Raw genomic sequence first — 19,195 nt, forward strand, 5'->3', positions numbered from 1 at the left:
CTCTCTCTTCGTCGCACACGCGACGTATCCATTTTTATGACGACGGCGCCCTGACCGGCAGGTGTGAGTGATTCACCGTGACGAACCAGTTTACCCGCCTCTTTCGAATCGCCGTCGTCCTCGTCGTCACAGTTCTCGCGGCTATCGTTGGCTGGGTGCTCTTCTACAGAGTCCCGGCTACGCTCGCAGAACTCGTCGGCGTCCTCCTCGTCCTCGGAACAGTCGTCGCTGCGCTTCGCGTCGGCGGCCAACTCGCCAACTCGGTGTTCCCGACGTACGACGTTGCCGAAGTGGCCGTCGAAGGCCCCATCTCCCGTGACGGTGGGGGCGGACGCATCCCCGGCCGAGGCAGTGGGATGCCTGCGGACGATATCGTCGACCAAATCGACGCGGCGTCGGAAGACGACAACACCGAAGCGCTGTTACTCAAACTCAACACGCCCGGCGGTGAAGTGCTCCCGAGTGACGACATCCGCCGGGCCGCCGCCGAGTTCGACGGTCCGACTGTCGCCTACGCCACCGACGTCTGCGCCTCGGGTGGCTACTGGATTGCGAGCGGATGCGACGAACTGTGGGCACACGACGCGAGTATCGTCGGGTCGATTGGCGTCATCGGGTCGTCGGTAAACGCGTCAGAACTCGCCGAGAAAGTCGGTATCTCGTACGAACGCTTCGCCGCCGGGAAGTACAAAGACGCCGGCAACGCCCTCAAAGAACCGACCGAGGACGAACGCGACTACCTACAGGGCCTCATCGACGACTACTACGACGACTTCGTCGAACGCGTGGCGGAGGGGCGCGATATGGACCCCGAGGCCATCCGTGAGACGGAAGCGCGCGTCTATCTCGGCGAGGAAGCACACGAACTCGAACTGGTCGACTCGCTCGGCACTCGCGACGACGTCGAAGACCGACTCGCCGAACTGCTCGGCCGCGACGAGGTGTCGGTTCGAGAGTTCACGCCACAGGTTGGTCTCGCAGACCGCCTCCGCGGCGGTGCCGAGGGCGTCGCCTACGCGTTCGGCGCGGGCGTCGCCTCCTCGTTCGACGTCGACGAGGGGTTCTCGTTCCGCTACTGAGTGATGCACGTCGCCGAGACGCCCGCGTTCGACTGGGAGGCTTTTTAGCCCACGACTGCATTCGTTTTCCACGTGACCACGCTCGTCCTCTGTGTCGACCGGGCCAACGACATCGGCCGTAAGTCGGGACTCTCGACGCCCGTCGTCGGATGGGAGGCCATTCGGTCGCTCGTCACCGACGTCGGACTCGCAGACCCGGAGGATTCGAGCGTCAACTGTCTCCTCGAAGCGTTACGCGTCACTCGCGAACTCAGAGACGAACGCGAAGACGCGGAAGTCGCCGTCATCTCCGGGTCCGCCGAGACGGCCGTCGGCGCAGACAGGGCTGTCGCGGTACAACTCGACGAACTAATCGAGATATACGACGTGGACTCTGCGGTGGTCGTCATCGACAGCGCGGAGGACGAACGACTCGTACCGGTCATCGAGAGTCGCCTCCGCGTCGACGCGGTGGACCGCGTCGTCGTCCGACAGGCCCACGACATCGAGTCGACGTACTACCTGCTCAAGCAGTTCCTCGCCGACGAAGAACTGCGCTCGACGGTGCTCGTTCCGGTCGGTGTCGGCTTACTCCTCTTGCCGTTGCTCCTCGTGCAGTTCACGCCGGCGGTGGCGCTCGCGGGACTCGCTGCACTCCTCGGGGCCGTCCTCCTCTACAAAGGACTCGCTATCGACGAGTTCCTCTCGAACGCCCCAGAACAGGTTCGCGACGCGCTCTACTCCGGACAGGTCTCTGTCGTCACCTACGCCGTCGCTGCTGGACTGGCCATCGTCGGCCTGTTCCTCGGTGCACTCGCCATTCGGACGCCCGGTACGACGGGTAACGAGGTGCTGTTACCGTCGCTGCTGTTCGTCTACCACAGCGTCCCGTGGTTGGCGCTGGCCGCTCTCACCGCCAGCGCTGGCCGTCTCCTGGACGAACTCATCGGCAACGACGTGGTCTCGACGTCGTACATGAACCTCCCGTTCGGCGTCATCGCGCTCGGGTTGGTCCTTCGTGGATTCTCGGGGTTCCTCCTCGAACGACAGGGCGAACTCGCGCACCTCGTACTCTTCGGCAGACTCGAACTCTCGCCGGTCCAGCGACTGGTGATGTTCATCGTCGCCGGTATCGTCATCAGTCTCGTCGGCGTCCGCATCTCGGCCACCGTCACGGACGAGACGCTGGACGACGTCAGAGAACGACGGGCAGAAAACTAATCGCAGGCGGCTATCGTCTCGTCACTGGTCGAGCGCGCGGTACTCGCCGTGTTTGACGCCGATTGCGAGACAGAGCGCACCGAAGACGAGCATCGCCGGCGTCACCATCATCAACACGGTACTGGTCGCCATGAACCCCATCCCGACGAGCGCCGCCGTTCCGACTGCGACGAGCGCGACGAGCAGTGCGGCCGTCTTTGGGAGGTCGAATTCCATGCGAGTTCGTCAGGCCTCCGGCGACAAATCGGTTGCGGCCTGGGGAGCAAAAAAACTGAACGCTCGTCGGCGAGTTACCAGGGAGCGAAGTCGGGGTCGACTCGCCGGTCTTCCTGTTCGATGGCGTCGATTGCCGCGACGTCTTCCGCGTCGAGTTCGAGCGAGAGCGACTCCCAGTTGTCGCGGATGTGGGCCTCGCTCGTCGCCTTCGGGATGGCGGTGATTCCGTTCTCGCGAAGCCACGCGAGCGACACCTGCGCCTCGCTCACGCCGTGTTTCTCGGCGACGTCCGAGAGCACGTCCACGTCGAACACCTTCCCACGGGCGAGCGGCGAGTAGGCGACGATTTCGACGCCTTCCTCGGCACAGACCTGACGGAGTTCCTCTTGCTGGAGGAGTGGGTGGAGTTCGATTTGGTTGGCGAAGACGGCCTCGTCGGTGCGCGCGATGGCTTCTCGGACCTGTTCGGGTTCGAAGTTCGAGACGCCGATTCGCTTCGTCAGCCCCTTCTCGACGAGGGTGTCGAAGGCGTCGAGCGTCTCTTCGGCGTCGTACTCACGGGCCGGCCAGTGGACGTACAACAGGTCCACGTAGTCGACGCCGAGTTTGTCGAGACTCTCTTCGGTACTCTCGATGACGTCGTCGTGCGACAGTTCGTCTATCCACACCTTCGTGGCGAGGAAGACGTCCTCACGGGGGACGTCTGCGGCGGCGAGTCCGGCGCCGACTTCGGCTTCGTTGCCGTAAATCTGTGCGGTGTCGATGTGGCGATACCCCATCTCTAAGGCCGTCTTCACGGCGTTTTCACACTCGTCGGGATTCGTGTTCTCCCACGTACCGAGGCCGAGCATCGGCATGCCGTTCGCCGTCGGAACGTCGTCAGCAGAAGTGCGTTCTTCGGTCACAACTGTAGCGACGGGTTCGACGTGAAAAGCGGTTCCGAAAGGTGAGTAGATTACCGACTCTGGTGAGCGTCGGTCAGTACTTGGGTTCTGCGCCGGAGAGTTCGTAGAGGCGGTCCATCACGTCGTCACGACTCGCCTGCCACGACTCGAAGGCACCCGGACGCGACGGGTAGGCGTTGTACACGTCGGTAATCTCGTCGGCGAGTTTGCTCACCTTGTAGAGTTCGTAGAGTTTGCCCCAGTGGCCGAACGTCTTGACGAGCGTCTCTATCTTGAGGCCGAGACTCATCGACGAGGTGCCGGAACTGAGCGCGTCGGCCAGTTGCTGGCCGGGGACGGAGGCGACGATTCGCGTCAGTTCCTCGACGTCGTGCGCACCGCCCCAGATGTTGTAGAGGTCCACGGCGGCGAAGCGCTTGCCGAAGTCGGTCATCACGTCGCGGTTGTACTCCCACATGTTCGCCTCACTCACGTCACCCTCGGAGATTGCCTCCACAGCGTATTTGGCGGCCCAGTGGGCGGACTTCGCGGCGCCAGGGATGCCACCGCCCGTCGTCGGGTTGACGTGGCCTGCCGAGTCGCCGGCGGCGATGAACCCGTTCGCGACGGCGGAGTCGTACGGGCGACGCGTCGGCAACGCGGCACCGAGTTTGCTCGTCACTTTGGCCTCGTCGAACTCGGGGCGTGCTGCCACGTGTTTCTTCAGGTCGTCGACGAGCTTCATCGGCGGTTTGTTCATCTGGAAGCCCAGACCGACGTTGATTTCGGTCGGCGAGCGCGGGAAGTACCAGACGTAGCCGAGTTCTTCGGTGGGTCCGAAGACGATGGCGTCGTGGTAGTCGACGGGTTCAGGGACCTCCATCACTTCGCGGTAGGCAGAACAGAACTGTTGGTAAGAGACGTTGGTGTCGAATCGCGTGCCGGTGAAGTCAGTCTTGTCTTGGAGGATGGACAGAGAGCCTGCGCCGTCGATGACGACGTCTGCGTCGTACTCGACGACCGTTCCGTTGCGTTTGGCTCGGACGCCCGTGACGTAGCCACTGTCGTCCTGGACGACGTCCTGCACTACGGTTTCGAAGTGGATGTCTGCGCCGACGCGCTCGGCTTCTTCGAGGATGATTTCGCCGTAGCGCTTGCGGTCTAAGACCGCACCGGGCGCACCGAACTCGACTTCGAGGTCGTCACCCTGCGGATTCTCGAAGACGGCACGGCGGATGTTTTGATTGGTAAACGCTTCGTCTTTCAGATAATCGAGGTCGATTACGTCAGGGAACGTACTCTTGCCTTTGATGGCGTCACCACAGGCAATATCTCCCTTATCCTCCTCGGATTTTCGCTCGACAATCACCACGTCGAGACCTTCCGAGGCGGCCGTCGCTGCGGCGAAGGCCCCCGCCGTGCCCCCACCGACGACGACCATGTCGTAGGATTCCGCTGGCATATCAAACGGTGTTCATGCTGATGTAATAAAAAACGACCGTATCTACACCTCACAACTGGGGTGTCGATGCGTACAGTTTACTCGGGCCTTTTTGGTGCTGGCGCCACGGCCGGTGGGCCTGCAACTTTATGTGCCACGTGGTAGCACCTCTATACTGGTGGTCCGAAATGTCGTCTACGCCAGAACCGCTGACCGAGGAGAACACGAACGCATTCGCCCACCGCATCGCGGGTGATTCGCTCGTCTACGAGTGTCCCAACTGCGAGTTCGGCGAGGTGCTGTTGACCGAACTCATCGAGTCGGACGACGCACACTGCCTCGACTGCGGCACGCGATACCGCCTCTGTGTCGAAGTCGTCGAGTGACTGTCTGCGAGCGTCGACCAACTACGCGTCGGTGACGGGGACGGGGTGGACCTGTCTACCGACTCGATTTTCCACCAGAGCGAGACTGTCATGTCCATCGAGCGCCTCTAGAGGCGTCATGCGACCCATTCGACTTGCCGTTGCACTCGCCGTCGTCGTCGCCCTCGCCGGGTGTCTCGGTGGGACGACGACCATCTCGGCGTCCCCAGCGACCATTCCCGCGTCGGCGTACGAATCTCACGGATACGTCCACGGGAACAGCACCGTCCTTCCCCTGTCGTACGACGTAGGGGTCGGCCCCGCATCACGAAGCGTCGGCGTCGAGACGTGGGTTTCGGGCTACTCGAAGACGACGGCGGACGACGCTGTCACCGTGCTCGCCGTCGTCTCGTCGCCGAACAGACAGGTCGCCGGCCAGTCGGTCAACCCACTGGCGAATCTCGGCAATCGCGAACTGGTCGGTGTCGGACTCGACTACCTTACAGACGCCCAGGCCCTCGGCAACGTCCCCGAGGTCAACGGCGTCCGCGAAGTCGGGTCGCGGAACGTGACGATACTCGGTGAGGAGGCGGAACTCGTCACCTACGCCGGGACTGTCGTCCTCGAACCCGGGACGGCTATTATCGAGGGCGAGTCCGTCGCCCACGACGGCGGGAGCGCCGAGGTTCGCATCCACGTGGCGACTGTCGAACACGACGGTGACGTCGTCGTCGTCTTCGCCATCCACGGCGCAGACGTAGACGAGACGGACGCAATCGTCGCCCTCGCTGGCGCTGTCGAACACCCGGGAACGGTCGAACGAACGGTGACACTGGGCCAGTCGAGTTGAGTCGGTGAAAAAGGGGTCGGCCGGTCGGACGTGCGCGACGGGTTGGCGGCGAGTTAGTAGAACTCGCGGACGAGGTCCATCGCGTCGTCGGGAGCGCCCGACGGGATCTCGGACATGTTCTTGTCGACGCCGAACTTCTGCTCGTAGGAGACAGAGCTCTCGTCTTTGTAGAGGACGCCCTCGAACTCCTTCGAGGAGTCGAGAATCTTGTCCTTGGCGGCGTCGTAGTCGGTCGGGTCGTGGTCCGTGTCTGCGAGGTCCACGAGGTTGTCGCGGAAGTAGTCGTAGGTGTCCACGTCGTTGAACGTGACACACGGACTGAACACGTTCACGAAGCCAAAGCCGTCGTGCTCGATGGCTTCCTGCACGATTTCGGCGTGGCGCTTGTGGTCAGTCGCGAACGACTGCGCGATGAACGTGCCGCCGGCGGCCAGCGAGAGTGCGAGCGGGTTGACCGGTGGCTGTTTCGGACCTTCGGGGGTCGTCGACGTCTCGAAGTCCTCACGCGAGGTGGGCGACGCCTGCCCCTTGGTCAGGCCGTAGATGCGGTTGTCCATGACCGTGTAGGCCATGTCGACGTTGCGGCGAACGGCGTGGATGAAGTGGCCAGCACCGATAGAGTACCCGTCACCGTCACCACCGGCGGCGACGACGGTCAGGTTGGGGTTGGCCAGTTTGACGCCGGCGGCGACGGGAAGCGAGCGCCCGTGGACGCCGTGGATGGCGTACGAGTGCATGTACGTCCCGATTTTGCCGGAACAGCCGATACCGGCGACCACGAACGTGTTGTCGGGGTCGGTGCCGGAGTTGGCCAGCGCCTTCATGATGCCGTTCATCGTCCCGAAGTCCCCACAGCCGGGACACCAGGTCGGTTGCTTGTCGGATTTGAAGTCGGTGAAGCGAACGTCTGAGCTCATGGTGAAACCTCCTCTGCCTCGAGGGTTGCTTTGATTTCGTCTGCGAGTTCGTCCGCCTTGAAGCGGACGCCGTCGTACTTGTTGATGCGCTTGACACGGGTCAATGTGTCGTGCTCGACGACGTCTGCGAACTGACCCGTCGCGTTACACTCGACGACGACGACTTCGTCTGCCGCCTCGATGTCCTCGGTCAGGTCGGGACGGGGGTACATGTACGGGACCGACAGGATACGAACGTCGACGCCGTCTTCTTCGAGGAAGTCGAGTGCCTCGATGAGCGCACCCTCGTTCGAACCCCACGAGATTATGAGCGTGTCAGAGTCGGGGTTGCCGAACTCACGCGGCGAGAAGTCTTCGGTCTCTTTGGCGGTCTGGACCTTGCGTTCGCGCTTGTCGACCTGCTCGACGCGCATGCCGCGGTCCTCGGTCCGGCGGCCGAGTTCGTCGTGTTCGAGACCGGTCGACATGTGAGCGCCCTGTTCCGTGCCGGGGAACGCCCGCGGACTGATGCCGTCGTCGGTGAGCGCGTGCGGTTGGAAGCGGCCCTTCTCGTCGAGCCATTCGTCGATGGAGTCGTCGTCGACGACTTTGCCGCGGTCGATTTCGACCTTGTCCATGTCGAAGGCTTCCGGCGGGAAGGTCTGTTCCGTGACGGCCATCGCCAGGTCGGCAGCGACGTAGACCGGAACCTGATACTTCTCGGCGAAGTTGAACGCCTCGACGGTCTTCCAGAAACACTCGTCGATGCTCGTCGGTGCGACGACGAAGCGCGGAATCTCGCCGTGGCCGCCGTAGAGCATCATGTTCAGGTCGCCCTGTTCTTGCTTCGTCGGCATCCCCGTCGAGGGGCCGGAGCGCATGACGTCGACGATGACGAGCGGCGTCTCCGAGGTGGCGACGAGGCCGAACGTCTCGGCCATCAGGTCGATACCCGGGCCGGACGTCGCCGTCATCGAGCGCGCACCGGCGCGTGCCGCACCGAGTGCGAGGTTGATGGCGGCGAGTTCGTCCTCTGCCTGCACGACGTGGCCACCGTAGCGTTCGATACGGCCGGTCAGGTACTCCATCACGTTGGTCGCGGGCGTGATGGGGTAGCCGGCGTAGAAGCGACAGCCAGCGGCGATAGCGCCCATCCCGATGGCCTGGTCGCCGTTGAGCAGGACGTAGTCGTTGTCCGTCGTCTCGAGGTCGTAGTCGAACTCGTAGTCGAACTCCTCGTTGACGTATTCGAGCCCTGCACGGGCAGCTTTCTTGTTGTTCTCGACGATGGCCTCGCCTTTCCCACCGAAGCGCTTCTTGAGTGCGCTATCGAGGTTCTCGATGGGGAAGTCGGCGACTGCGCACGCCGCACCCAGTGCGACGACGTTGCGCATGATGGCGCCACCAGCTTCCTCGGCGAGTGCCTTGAGGGGAACGTCCAGCCCAATCATCCCCTCCGGGATTTCGACGTCCGCCATCGTCGAGCGGTCACCGTCGTAGATGATGACAGACCCTTCGTGGAGTTCGTCGAGGTTCTCGTCGATTGTTCGTTGTGTGAGTGCGATGAGCACGTCGAGTCTATCGACGACGCTCTGTACGGGGTCGATGGCAGTCCGAACCTTGTACGCAGTGTACCCGCCACGGATTCGCGACGCGAAATCCTTCGACGTGAACACGTGACGTCCAGCCCGGGAGAGTGCCTGAGCGAAAATTTTCCCCGTGGAGTCGATGCCATCGCCAGCCTCGCCGCCGATGGCCCAATTGAAGTCCGCAGGCATGCTGAGTGAAACCTACCCGTAGCCGGGTCAAAAGCCTTCTGAAAATTTGCGTGTGTTCGCAGTATAGTCAATTAACGAATCCGGTTCAGACAGACCGCGAGAGTGTATTTTTCACCCAAACATCCCGCTTGAATAGCCACTCTCATCCTTATGGGTGGACGTATGTCCAATTGCTCCGTGTCGACCCTGCTCGCGGCCCCCTTCAGAACCCCACTTCGATGGTGGCTTTCGCCGGGCGTGCCGGAAGGCAAGGCCCTTGTGAGCCTGCGCCGAAGCGAACCCATGGACGCAACCGTCACCGTCGTTGCTGCCCGCGACGTCGGACCCGGAACGGTCGCTATCGAATTCGAGTCACCCGCTGAGTTCGATGCCGAACCGGGACAGTTCGTGAAACTCTCCGCCACTATCGACGGCGAGTCGTACGCCCGCTTCTACACGCTCTCGTCGCCCGGCGTCACGGAGACGTTCGAAGTGACCGTCGGCATCGACCCAGCGGAAGCAGGACCGTTCAGCCACCACCTCGAATCACTCGCCGAAGGCGACGAAATCGACCTCTCCGGTCCCTTCGGACAGAGCTACTACGACGGCGAATCGCGCGTCGTCGTCCTCGCCGGCGGCCCCGGTATCGGTCCGGCAGTCGGCATCGCCGAAGCGGCCGTCGCCGACGGGAACGAAGCGGCAGTCGTCTACCTCGACGACGCGCCCGCACACGAGGAGCGACTCGACACGCTGGCAGACGAGGGTGCGAGTGTCGTCGTCACCGACGACGACGCCGCCCTCACGGACGCCGTCGCAGACGCGCTCACCGGCGACGAGGGCGAACAGGTGTTCGTCTACGGGTTCGCCAGTTTCGTCGACGCCGCCGTCGAGGCGCTCGAAGCGGCCGGCGGTGACGCCGACGCCGCAAAGGTCGAAAACTTCGGCTGAGTCGGAGCAGTCTCGTTCTCACTCGACGGGGCGCCACGCCGTCAGCACGGCGACGACGAGCGCACCGACGACCCATCCACCGAGTCCGAAAAGCGCCGCCAGCGGCGACGTTGCGCTCCCCGTCTCGACGGCGACGCCGAAGACGAGCGACCGGAACGCTCCGTTCGGACTCACCGCGAGGATGTACGGGACAGCGTCGATGCCGAACGTCCCCGAGGCGAGACCAGCGACTGCCGCCGCGTCGACGCCGACGACGAAGGCGACGAGTAACCCGACGGCGAGGGCGATTGCCTGTCTGGCGGTGCGCGCCGCGGCAGAGATTGCGAGCGCGACGGCCGCCGTCGCCAGCGCGAACAGCACTGCGAGGACGGCGAACCGGACGAACGCGACGGGCGAATCGGCCGCCGCGTTCAACGCGAGAAACGTCGGTTTGGCGGGCGACAGAACGGGAACCGTCGCGGCGGCGACGAGGAGTGACCCGAAGACGACGGTGACGAGGGCGAGACTCCGCCCGAGGTAGATTCCGAGGACGTACGCCCGACGAGAGACGCCGAACGTCCGGAGCACGTCGAGTTCGCCCGTCTGGCGGTCAGAGAGGACCGCTCGATAACAGAGCGCGAAGGCCAAAAGCGGGACGAGTGCCTCGACGAACGGAACCAGGTCGAGGGCGAGCGGAACGTACCCACCGCGTGACCCGGACCCCGCGGCAGCGACGGCGACGACGGTGAGGCCGAAGACGACGGAGAGTGCGACGACGGCAGGTGTCCGAACGACGGTTCGGAGTTCACGGGCCGCGATACCGAAGAGGTCCCGCAGGTCGCTCGTGGCGTCACCCACGTCACTCATCGGCCGTCCACCCCGTCGGTCGAGACGAGTTTTCCGAAGGCCGTCTGCAGGTCTTCAGAGTCGGTCGATTCGATTATCTCGCGGGGCGGGGCGTCGGCCACGAACCGACCGCCGTCGAGGACGGCGACCCGGTCTGCGGTCCGTTCGACCGGGGCGAGGTTGTGCGACGAGAGGACGATTGCCGTCCCGTCTGCCGCGAGTTCCGAGACGATACCGAAGAGTCGTTCGACCATTCCCGGGTCGAGACCACTCGCCGGTTCGTCGAGGACGAGAACCGCCGGGTCGCCGATGAGCGCACGTCCGAGGCCGAGTAGTCGGGTCATCCCACCGGAGAGCGCTCCGACTCGCCGGTCTGCCGCGCCAGCGAGACCAACTCGGTCGAGAATCTCCGAAACGTCCACTTCGTCGTCACCGGACTGTGTCCGGTGGGCCGACGAGCGTTGCTCGTCGACGTCGACGAACTGGGCGTAGAACTGGAGCGTGTCCTCGGCGGAAAAGCCGTCACGAAAGCCCGGTTGCTGCGGGAGATAGCCGACGCGCGTCTGTTCCGCGGTGCCGAGCGTAATCGTCCCGGTGTCGGGCGACCGGACCTTCGCGAGAAAACGAATCAGCGTCGACTTCCCCGACCCGTTCGGGCCGACGAGCGCGACGATTTCACCGGGTGAGACCGCCAGCGAGACGTCTTCGAGGACGCGGACGTCGCCGAAGGCGTGACCGAGTCCAGTCGCTTCGATAGCCGGGTGTGTGGCCGACCTGTCGTCGTCGGTGTTCTGTGTCGGTGCTGTCGCCGTGGCCCCTGTCGTCTCGGGGGGCGGTGAATCTCCGTCAGGCATCTGTCTCCTCCGTCTCGTTGAGGGCGGCGAGGGCATCCGGTCGAACCGGGGTCGTTCGCGGTGCGGCATCGACGACGCCGGACCCACGAAGTCCAGCGACTTCGGTCCGTGCGCGCCGAAGTGCGTCCATCACCGGTGACTGCGAGAGGGTGAGTGCCGCCGGGTGTCGGCCGAGTTCGGCGTCGACGGGGCCGGATGGTTGGAACGCACGGTCGTACGCGCCGTCACCGTCGGCGTCTTCGAGTGGCAAGTCACCCCAGTAGTTCCCCTGCCCGTCTCGCGTCCACGTCCGCATGGGGCCGAGTTTGGAGTCGACGTGCTGGTCGTTGTACACGATGTCGTTTCGGATGACGACGTTCGTCGGGAACGTGGAACTCCCGTGGACGCCGATTTCGTTGCGGACGACGACGTTTCGCGTGAACACCTGTCTGTCGCCGCTCACGGTCATCCCGAACTCGTTGTCGGCAAAGACGTTGTCCGCGACGTACGTCTCGCTCCCGGCGGGGATGAACCCCAATCCGGACTCTCGAACGTCGTTTCCGACCACGAGATTTCCGACGGGGCGCGTCATGATGATGACCCCGACTCGCGCGTCGCGGACGACGTTGTCGGCGACGAGGGCGTCGGACGTGTACATCTCGTGGACGGCGTAGCGGCCGCCTTCCATGCGGTTGTTCCTGATGACGCTCCCGTCGGCGCGGTGGGTGTAGACGCCGTCGCGTCCGTCGAGGAACGTCGACTGTTCGACTACCGAGCGTCCACCGATGAGGACGACGCCCATGAATCCATCAGAGGCCATGGGCGCGCCCTGAACGGTGACGTTCGCGAGCACGCTGTCGGCGCTCTCGCGGACGATGATGCCACTGGCGTTCGTGTCGATACGGACGCCACGAACCGCAGACTGGTTCGCACCGTCGAGGACGATGCCGGCGTCACCGCGACCGTACGCGAGTTGGACGCGAGTATCCCAGTCGACCGATTCGTTCGTCGCTTGGAGGCGACGCGTCCCCACGTCTCCGATGCCCGAGATAGCGAGGTTCGTCACTGCGCCCCGGTCTGCGCGGACGTGGACGACGGTTCCATTGCCGTCACCGACGACGCGGGTGTCGGGGCCGGCCCCGACGAGCGTAATCGAGCGATTCACGTCGACCGTATCGACCGAGTAGGTACCGGGGGGGACGTAGACGGCGGTGTTCTCGGGTGCCGATTCGATAGCCGCCTCGATGGTCGGTGCGTCTTCGCCGACGACAGTCGAGACGGGGCGGTCGAACAGGGAGTCACTCGCGGCGACGGTCCGGTTTGCCCACTCGTGGTGGGTGGCGACGGACCGCTCGAAGGCGGCGATTCGAACGTCCAGTGGGTTCTCGGACCGGTCCTGAACCGTCTCCCAGTCGACGACGTCGCCGCCGTACTCGTCGGCGAACGACTGCGCCGCGTCTGTGTCGGAGAAGGGCACGACGATTGGTCTGGTGGGGACGCGCGCACCCGAATCGACGACGAACGATGCGTCGGACGCTTCGACCCACCCGGGTTGTCGGTTGTGTTGCGTCCGGAGGTAGCCCTCGTCGTCGACGAGTGGGGTGACCGTCGCGTAGTCAGAGACGAACACGGCGAGTGGGTCGCCGAACTGTCGGGTGCTCTCGGGCGAGGCGATATCTGCCGCGGCAGTCGTCACGTCGTAGTATCCGATGACGTAGCGATACCGGGAGAAGTGAACCTGTGCGACGGGGACTTCGAAGCCTTCGACTTCCGAGATGCGGACGTCGACTGCGGTCCCACCGGTCTTCACCGTGTCTTCGAAGGGGGCCGGTGAGACGGTTCCCGTCGCAGGAACGACGAACGAGACGCTCGCGAGGACGAGGACGAGTGCCGTGATGCCTGCGACCCACCGGGTCGTAGACGGGGTGACGATTGCCATCGACGCTCAGCGTCCGGCGACGCTGTCACCGATGGCGTTCGGGTGCCGGTCGCCCGTCCTCGGGAGACTCCCCTCGTTCGTACACTCACACATGCACGGGGCTACGACAGCGAGGAGTGATATGCACGATGGTCTGTCCGTCGAACCGAGAACCCGGCAGGTGGCGGGGCGACCCGAATCATTAATCATCGTCCATACTGATTTTCGTGCATGTACGACGACGAGGAGTTAGCGTCTATTCGAGAGGCGCGCGACCAGTGGGAGTCGGAGACTCGCGACCCGTTCCTCGAGAAGGGTGGCGAGCGGAAAGACCGGTTTGCGACCGTCTCGAACCACGAAGTCGACGATATCTACACGCCGACTGACGTGGCTGACCTCGATTACGAGGACGACCTCGGATTCCCCGGCGAGGCCCCCTACACGCGCGGTGTGTATCCGACGATGTTCCGCGGGCGAACGTGGACGATGCGCCAGTTCGCCGGGTTCGGAACTGCCCAGGAGACGAACGAGCGATTCCACTACCTCATCGAGAACGGCCAGACCGGCCTCTCGACGGCGTTCGACATGCCGTCGCTCATGGGCAAAGACTCCGACGACCCGCTTTCCGACGGCGAAGTCGGAAAGGAAGGCGTCGCCGTCGACACACTCCGCGACATGGAGATTCTCTTCGACGGCATCGACATCGGCGACGTGACCACGTCCTTCACCATCAACCCCTCTGCTCCCGTCGTCTTCGCGATGTACGTCGCACTCGCCGACAACCGCGGCGTCTCCCGCGACCAGATTGGCGGCACCTTCCAGAACGACATGCTCAAGGAGTTCATCGCGCAGAAGGAGTGGGTCATCCCGCCGGAACCCTCGCTGAAACTCGTCACCGACACCGTGGAGTTCGCCGCCGAGGAGACGCCACGAATCCGCCCCATCTCGGTGTCGGGTTACCACATCCGTGAGGCCGGTTCGACGGCGATTCAGGAACTCGCCTTCACCCTCGCAGACGGCTTTGCGTACGTCGAAGACGCGGTGGACCGTGGCCTCGACGTCGACGAGTTCGCCCCGCAACTCTCGTTCTTCTTCAACTCTCACAACTCCATCTTCGAGGAGGTGGCGAAGTTCCGCGCCGCCCGTCGCATCTACCACCACGTCATGTCCGAGTGGTACGACGCCGAAGACGAGCGCTCGAAACAACTGAAGTTCCACACCCAGACGGCGGGGCAGTCGCTGACGGCCCAGCAACCGCTCAACAACATCGTCCGCGTGACGATTCAGGCACTCGCAGGCGTCCTCGGTGGCACGCAGTCGCTCCACACGAACAGTTTCGACGAGGCGCTGGCGCTCCCGTCCGAAGAGGCAGTCACCGTCGCACTGCGCACGCAGCAAATCATCGCCGAAGAGTCGGGTGCGGCAGACGTCATCGACCCACTCGGTGGCAGTTTCTTCGTCGAGAAACTCACCGACGAAATCGAGGAGGAGACGATGGCCTACATCGAAGAGATTCGCGAGATGGGCGACGGGTCGGTCCGAGACGGCGTCCTCGCCGGCATCGACGAGGGCTACTACCACAAGGAGATTGGTGAGGCGTCCTACGAATACCAGTCGCGTGTCGAAGACGGCGAAGAAGTCGTCGTCGGCGTCAACAAGTACGCCACGGACGACGACACTCGCCTTGACCTCCTCCACGTCGAAGAGGCCGTCCAGGACCGGCAACTCGAACGACTCGAATCGGTGAAGGAAGAACGCGACGACGAGGCAGTCGAAGCGGCACTGGACGAACTCCGAGAGACTGTCGAAAACGGCGGGAACGTGATGCCGGTGTTGGTCGATGCGGTCAAGGAGTACGTGACGATGGGCGAGATTATGGACGTCTTCGCCGAGGAGTACGGCACCTACCGCGAGACGATTGGCGTGATGTAACGCGCGCGTCCGACGAGTCGTTTTCTCTTCGTTTCTCTCAGGTCGACTGGCCATTTTCTTCCAGTTACATCGCCTCTGATTCCTCTCAGGGACCGTGACAATCTCTCGTTACTTAGCTGTTTCAGCGCGTGAAAATCGACCGCCGTAGCCCACTCACATAGATTTATCATGGATGATTCTATTAGTTAGCACGTACTATGGTAGACGGTGACGGAGATGGAGAACTAGAGGCACGGCTGGTAGAACAGGAGGAGTTCGAGCCCTCCGAGGAGTTCGTCGCACAGGCGAACGTCTCCGACCCGGAAATCTACGACGAGTTCGAAGACAACTGGCCGCAGAGTTGGGAACGAGCGGCCGAGATGCTCGACTGGGACGAGTCGTACGACCAGGTGCTCGACGACTCGAACCCGCCGTTCTACAAGTGGTTCACGGGTGGGAAGCTGAACGTCTCGTACAACTGTGTCGACAGACACGTCGAAAACGGCGACAAGAACCGTGTCGCCATCAAGTGGGAGGGTGAACACGGCGAGACACGGACCTACACCTATCAGGACCTCTATCGTGAGGTCAACGAGTTCGCGGCGGCACTGCGTGACCTCGGTGTCGAAGAAGACGACGTGGTCACGATGTACATGCCGATGATTCCGGAACTGCCCATCGCCATGCTGGCGTGTGCGCGTATCGGCGCGCCGCACTCGGTGGTCTTCGCTGGATTCTCGGCAGAAGCACTCGCCACTCGGATGAACTCGGCCGATTCGGAGTATCTCGTCACGTGTGATGGCTACTACCGCCGCGGTGACGCCCTCGACCACCTCGACAAAGCCAACGAGGGACTCGACGGTGTCGACCACGGCGTCGACGCGACTGTGGTCGTGGACCGACTGGGCGACGACGGGTTCGGGCACGAACTCCGTGGCAACCAGCACGACTGGGGCGACCTGTTGGCGGAACACGCCGGTGAACGCATCGACCCGGTCGAACGCGACGCCGAAGACATGCTCTTCTTGATGTACACGTCGGGGACGACGGGCCAACCGAAGGGTGTCAAACACACCACCGGTGGGTACCTCGCGTACGCGGCGTGGACCTCACACGCCGTCCTCGACATCGAGAAGGAAGACACCTACTGGTGTTCGGCGGACATCGGCTGGATTACCGGCCACTCGTACATCGTCTACGGCCCACTCGCACTCGGGACGACGACGGTGATGTACGAAGGCACCCCCGACTTCCCGAACCGAGCGCGCCTGTGGGACATCATCGAGAAGTACGCCGTCGACATCTTCTACACGGCACCGACGGCGATTCGCGCCTTCATGAAGTGGGGCAGTCAGTTCCCCGAGCAACACGACCTGTCGAGTCTGCGCTTGCTTGGGACGGTTGGTGAACCAATCAACCCACGCGCGTGGAAGTGGTACTACAAGCACATCGGCAACGAGGAGTGTCCCGTCGTCGACACGTGGTGGCAGACAGAGACGGGCGGCATGATGATTACGACGCTCCCGGGAATCAAGAAGATGAAACCCGGGTCCGCCGGGCCACCGCTGCCGGGTATCGACGCACAAATCGTCGACACGAGCGGAGAGCAGGTGGACGCAGGACGCGCCGGCTATCTCACGGTGAACAAGCCGTGGCCGGGGATGCTCCGAACGCTCTACAAGAACGACGAACGGTTCGTCCAGGAGTACTGGCAGGAGTACTCCGACGTGAGCAGCGACGACTCGGACGACTGGGTCTACTTCCCCGAAGACGGCGCGAAAATCGACGCAGACGACTACATCACCATCCTCGGCCGTGTGGACGACGTCATCAACGTCTCTGGCCACCGCCTCGGGACGATGGAGATTGAATCCGCAATCGTCGGTGTCGAGGGCGTCGCAGAAGCGGCAGTCGTCGGTGGCAACCACGAAGTGAAAGGCGAGGCGGTGTACGCCTACGTCATCACCGAGGAGGGCCAGGAAGAAGACGACGAGATGCGCAAGCGCATCATCAAGGGTGTCGAGGACGCTATCGGCCCGATTGCACGGCCCGAAGCGGTCGTCTTCACGCCGGAACTGCCGAAGACCCGGTCTGGGAAGATTATGCGTCGCCTGCTCGAAGAGATTGCCAACGGCGAGGAACTCGGCGACACGACGACGCTTCGGAACCCGGAAATCGTCGAAGAGATTCAGCGGAAAGCCCAGTCCGACTAACGTCGGTCTCTCGTCCTCTCGTTTTTCTCTCCCCGACGACCCGTCGGTGTCTCCATCCTCGGAGGACAGGACCAACGCTGACCCCTCCTCCACGTTGCGTGGCACCACCCCGCACATTTATCTCTAACGTTAGTGAAGGACATCGTGTATGGACAAACCACTCCTCGTTACCGAATTCCTCGACCGGGCCCGTCGGTACTACGCCGACGAGGAGGCAGTCGTGGCGACGACAGGTGAACGGTTCTCCTATGCCGAACTCGGCGAGCGAGCAGACGGCTTCTCGGCGGCACTACAGTCACGTGGTGTCGAAAAAGGAGACCGAGTCGCTGTCCTCGACCCGAACACGCACTACCACCTCGAGGCGGCCTACGGGACGATGCAACTCGGCGGCGTTCACATGCCGCTGAACTACCGCCTCGTCCCCTCGGACTTCGAGTATATGCTCAACGACGCCGAGGTGAAAGCCATCTACGCCGACTACGCGTTCGCAGAGAAGATAGAGGAGATTCGCGACGACGTCCCGACGGAGATATTCGTCACCAACGACGCCGAGGAAGTCGACGGCGACTGGTTGGAGTTCGACGACGTGGTCGCCGAATCGACCGAGTACGAGCGCCCGGAGATGTCCGAAGACGAAATCATCACCATCAACTACACCTCGGGGACGACGGGCGACCCGAAGGGCGTCTGTCGCACCCACCGGGCGGAGACGATTCACGCCTACCTCATCTCGATGCACCAGGACATCTCCGACGGGGACACCTACCTGTGGACGCTTCCGATGTTTCACGTCAACGGGTGGGGCCACATCTACGCTATCACCGGCCACGGTGCCAAGCACGTCTGCACCCGTGGCGTCGATGCCGAGGACGTGTTAGACGCCATCCGCACCGAGGACGTCTCGTACCTCTGTGCCGCACCGACGGTGCTGAACATCCTGATGAAACACTACCGTGACGAAGGCGGCGTCGAGACGACGGGTGCGAATCCGGTTCGTGCGGCGACGGCCGGTGCGGCCCCACCGGAAGCCACGATTCGAACCGTCGAAGACGAGTTCGGGTGGCGACTCATGCACGTCTACGGTGCAACCGAGACGGGACCACTCATCACCACGTCCGAAGCACAGCGATTCCTCGACGATGGTGACGACCGGTTCGGCGTGAAGAAGAAACAGGGAGTCGGCTACCTCGGCACCGACGTCCGCGTCGTCGACGAAGACGGAAACGACGTGCCACGAGACGAACAGAGTATCGGCGAAATCGTCGTCGCCGGTAACCAGGTGATGGACAAGTACTGGAACAAGCCCGAAGAGACCGAAGAGGCGTTCTCGGCGCGTCTGGAGGGGTACTACCACATGGGTGACCTCGCCGTCGTCGACGAGAACGGGTTCATCAGCATCCAGGACCGCAAGAAGGACATTATCATCTCCGGCGGGGAGAACATCTCCAGTATCGAGTTGGAAGACACACTCTTCGACCACGAGAACGTCGCGGACGTCGCTGTCATCCCGATCCCGTCCGACGAGTGGGGCGAATCACCGAAAGCGTTCGTGGTCCCGCGTAACGGGGACCCGGACGCACCGGAGATGACCGCAGAGGGTCTCATCGACTTCTGCCGAGAGCGCATCGCGACGTACAAACTCCCCAAGGAAATCGAGTTCGTCGCGGAACTCCCGAAGACGGCGACGGGGAAGATTCAGAAGTACGAACTCCGCGAGCGCGAGTGGGAAGACGAAGGGCGGATGGTCGGCGAAGGATAGTCGTCTGTGGCGGTGGCCCACTGCGCAGCAGTGGTGTCGGTGCTCTCTTTCTCTACATAACGAATCGCCAGTGGTCTGCTCCAAGAGTCCGGACCCTACC

Annotated in this window: 16 protein-coding genes; 8 read left to right on the plus strand and 8 right to left on the minus strand. The window is 63.2% G+C overall.

Features of this window, described 5'->3' with window-relative positions:
• Nucleotides 1–77 precede the first annotated feature (77 nt).
• Both sppA and ACK3R5_RS04075 read left to right on the plus strand, forming a co-directional pair.
• Nucleotides 78–1,079: a signal peptide peptidase SppA gene (gene sppA, locus ACK3R5_RS04070; RefSeq protein WP_411962784.1), complete on the plus strand. Its 1,002-nt coding sequence runs from the start codon at nucleotides 78–80 to the stop codon at nucleotides 1,077–1,079.
• 72 nt (nucleotides 1,080–1,151) lie between these two features.
• Complete coding sequence (locus ACK3R5_RS04075) at nucleotides 1,152–2,279, plus strand: DUF373 family protein (protein ID WP_411962785.1); 1,128 nt, start codon at nucleotides 1,152–1,154, stop codon at nucleotides 2,277–2,279.
• 21 nt (nucleotides 2,280–2,300) lie between these two features.
• On the opposite strand, the gene ACK3R5_RS04080 is transcribed toward ACK3R5_RS04075, so the two are convergent.
• From ACK3R5_RS04080 to ACK3R5_RS04090, 3 genes are all read right to left on the minus strand, one after another.
• A complete protein-coding gene (locus tag ACK3R5_RS04080; RefSeq protein WP_411962786.1) occupies nucleotides 2,301–2,495 on the minus strand; it encodes a hypothetical protein in 195 nt (64 codons plus the stop codon).
• Nucleotides 2,496–2,569: 74 nt separating this feature from the next.
• Nucleotides 2,570–3,352 (minus strand): aldo/keto reductase, encoded by a 783-nt coding sequence (locus ACK3R5_RS04085; protein WP_411968682.1) that lies wholly within the window; start codon nucleotides 3,350–3,352, stop codon nucleotides 2,570–2,572.
• 121 nt (nucleotides 3,353–3,473) lie between these two features.
• Nucleotides 3,474–4,841, minus strand: coding sequence for a geranylgeranyl reductase family protein (locus ACK3R5_RS04090; RefSeq protein WP_411968146.1), 1,368 nt, complete (start codon nucleotides 4,839–4,841; stop codon nucleotides 3,474–3,476).
• A gap of 167 nt (nucleotides 4,842–5,008) precedes the next feature.
• Here ACK3R5_RS04090 and ACK3R5_RS04095 point away from each other — a divergent pair, with 167 nt between their 5' ends.
• Together ACK3R5_RS04095 and ACK3R5_RS04100 are read left to right on the plus strand one after the other, a co-directional pair.
• Nucleotides 5,009–5,206: a hypothetical protein gene (locus ACK3R5_RS04095; RefSeq protein ID WP_411962788.1), complete on the plus strand. Its 198-nt coding sequence runs from the start codon at nucleotides 5,009–5,011 to the stop codon at nucleotides 5,204–5,206.
• A gap of 118 nt (nucleotides 5,207–5,324) precedes the next feature.
• Nucleotides 5,325–6,035, plus strand: a complete 711-nt coding sequence (locus tag ACK3R5_RS04100) for a DUF6517 family protein (protein ID WP_411968147.1) — start codon at nucleotides 5,325–5,327, stop codon at nucleotides 6,033–6,035.
• Nucleotides 6,036–6,088: 53 nt separating this feature from the next.
• On the opposite strand, the gene ACK3R5_RS04105 is transcribed toward ACK3R5_RS04100, so the two are convergent.
• Nucleotides 6,089–6,952, minus strand: coding sequence for a 2-oxoacid:ferredoxin oxidoreductase subunit beta (locus ACK3R5_RS04105; protein WP_411962790.1), 864 nt, complete (start codon nucleotides 6,950–6,952; stop codon nucleotides 6,089–6,091).
• Entirely contained in the window at nucleotides 6,949–8,709 is a 1,761-nt protein-coding gene (locus tag ACK3R5_RS04110; RefSeq protein ID WP_411968148.1) for a 2-oxoacid:acceptor oxidoreductase subunit alpha, read from the minus strand. The genes ACK3R5_RS04105 and ACK3R5_RS04110 overlap by 4 nt, the downstream gene beginning before the upstream one ends.
• 282 nt (nucleotides 8,710–8,991) lie before the next feature.
• Between ACK3R5_RS04110 and ACK3R5_RS04115 the strand changes: the two genes are divergently transcribed.
• Nucleotides 8,992–9,636, plus strand: a complete 645-nt coding sequence (locus tag ACK3R5_RS04115; RefSeq protein WP_411968683.1) for an FAD-dependent oxidoreductase — start codon at nucleotides 8,992–8,994, stop codon at nucleotides 9,634–9,636.
• 18 nt (nucleotides 9,637–9,654) lie between these two features.
• Here the strand turns inward: ACK3R5_RS04115 and ACK3R5_RS04120 are convergent, their stop codons facing one another.
• The 3 genes from ACK3R5_RS04120 to ACK3R5_RS04130 are packed head-to-tail and all read right to left on the minus strand — an operon-like array spanning nucleotide 9,655 to nucleotide 13,233.
• Entirely contained in the window at nucleotides 9,655–10,482 is an 828-nt protein-coding gene (locus tag ACK3R5_RS04120; protein WP_411962792.1) for an ABC transporter permease, read from the minus strand.
• The gene (locus ACK3R5_RS04125) at nucleotides 10,479–11,315 is read right to left on the minus strand and encodes an ABC transporter ATP-binding protein (protein WP_411968149.1); all 837 of its coding nucleotides are present in this window, start codon (nucleotides 11,313–11,315) and stop codon (nucleotides 10,479–10,481) included. The genes ACK3R5_RS04120 and ACK3R5_RS04125 overlap by 4 nt, the downstream gene beginning before the upstream one ends.
• Nucleotides 11,308–13,233 carry a NosD domain-containing protein gene (locus tag ACK3R5_RS04130; protein ID WP_411968150.1) on the minus strand — a complete coding sequence of 642 codons (1,926 nt, stop codon included), beginning with the start codon at nucleotides 13,231–13,233 and terminating at the stop codon, nucleotides 11,308–11,310. The genes ACK3R5_RS04125 and ACK3R5_RS04130 overlap by 8 nt, the downstream gene beginning before the upstream one ends.
• Before the next feature lie 210 nt (nucleotides 13,234–13,443).
• Between ACK3R5_RS04130 and ACK3R5_RS04135 the strand changes: the two genes are divergently transcribed.
• From ACK3R5_RS04135 to ACK3R5_RS04145, 3 genes are all read left to right on the plus strand, one after another.
• The gene (locus tag ACK3R5_RS04135) at nucleotides 13,444–15,144 is read left to right on the plus strand and encodes a methylmalonyl-CoA mutase (protein WP_411968151.1); all 1,701 of its coding nucleotides are present in this window, start codon (nucleotides 13,444–13,446) and stop codon (nucleotides 15,142–15,144) included.
• A 197-nt stretch (nucleotides 15,145–15,341) separates the two neighbouring features.
• Complete coding sequence (gene acs / locus ACK3R5_RS04140) at nucleotides 15,342–17,336, plus strand: acetate--CoA ligase (RefSeq protein WP_411968152.1); 1,995 nt, start codon at nucleotides 15,342–15,344, stop codon at nucleotides 17,334–17,336.
• Between the two features lie 148 nt (nucleotides 17,337–17,484).
• A complete protein-coding gene (locus ACK3R5_RS04145) occupies nucleotides 17,485–19,095 on the plus strand; it encodes a long-chain-fatty-acid--CoA ligase (protein WP_411962797.1) in 1,611 nt (536 codons plus the stop codon).
• Nucleotides 19,096–19,195: the final 100 nt, after the last annotated feature.

The sequence above is a fragment of the Haloferax sp. YSSS75 genome (assembly GCF_046764215.1).
Lineage (GTDB): Archaea > Halobacteriota > Halobacteria > Halobacteriales > Haloferacaceae > Haloferax.

What these genes read in the sequence shown, in the direction of transcription:
- ACK3R5_RS04145 (WP_411962797.1), top strand. Translation starts at nt 17,485, where the DNA reads ATGGACAAACCACTCCTCGTTACCGAATTCCTCGACCGGGCCCGTCGG.
- ACK3R5_RS04130 (WP_411968150.1), bottom strand. Translation starts at nt 13,233, where the DNA reads ATGGCAATCGTCACCCCGTCTACGACCCGGTGGGTCGCAGGCATCACG.
- ACK3R5_RS04090 (WP_411968146.1), bottom strand. Translation starts at nt 4,841, where the DNA reads ATGCCAGCGGAATCCTACGACATGGTCGTCGTCGGTGGGGGCACGGCG.
- ACK3R5_RS04125 (WP_411968149.1), bottom strand. Translation starts at nt 11,315, where the DNA reads ATGCCTGACGGAGATTCACCGCCCCCCGAGACGACAGGGGCCACGGCG.
- ACK3R5_RS04120 (WP_411962792.1), bottom strand. Translation starts at nt 10,482, where the DNA reads ATGAGTGACGTGGGTGACGCCACGAGCGACCTGCGGGACCTCTTCGGT.
- ACK3R5_RS04085 (WP_411968682.1), bottom strand. Translation starts at nt 3,352, where the DNA reads ATGCCGATGCTCGGCCTCGGTACGTGGGAGAACACGAATCCCGACGAG.
- ACK3R5_RS04095 (WP_411962788.1), top strand. Translation starts at nt 5,009, where the DNA reads ATGTCGTCTACGCCAGAACCGCTGACCGAGGAGAACACGAACGCATTC.
- ACK3R5_RS04115 (WP_411968683.1), top strand. Translation starts at nt 8,992, where the DNA reads ATGGACGCAACCGTCACCGTCGTTGCTGCCCGCGACGTCGGACCCGGA.
- ACK3R5_RS04135 (WP_411968151.1), top strand. Translation starts at nt 13,444, where the DNA reads ATGTACGACGACGAGGAGTTAGCGTCTATTCGAGAGGCGCGCGACCAG.
- ACK3R5_RS04110 (WP_411968148.1), bottom strand. Translation starts at nt 8,709, where the DNA reads ATGCCTGCGGACTTCAATTGGGCCATCGGCGGCGAGGCTGGCGATGGC.
- ACK3R5_RS04105 (WP_411962790.1), bottom strand. Translation starts at nt 6,952, where the DNA reads ATGAGCTCAGACGTTCGCTTCACCGACTTCAAATCCGACAAGCAACCG.
- ACK3R5_RS04080 (WP_411962786.1), bottom strand. Translation starts at nt 2,495, where the DNA reads ATGGAATTCGACCTCCCAAAGACGGCCGCACTGCTCGTCGCGCTCGTC.
- ACK3R5_RS04100 (WP_411968147.1), top strand. Translation starts at nt 5,325, where the DNA reads ATGCGACCCATTCGACTTGCCGTTGCACTCGCCGTCGTCGTCGCCCTC.
- acs (WP_411968152.1), top strand. Translation starts at nt 15,342, where the DNA reads ATGGTAGACGGTGACGGAGATGGAGAACTAGAGGCACGGCTGGTAGAA.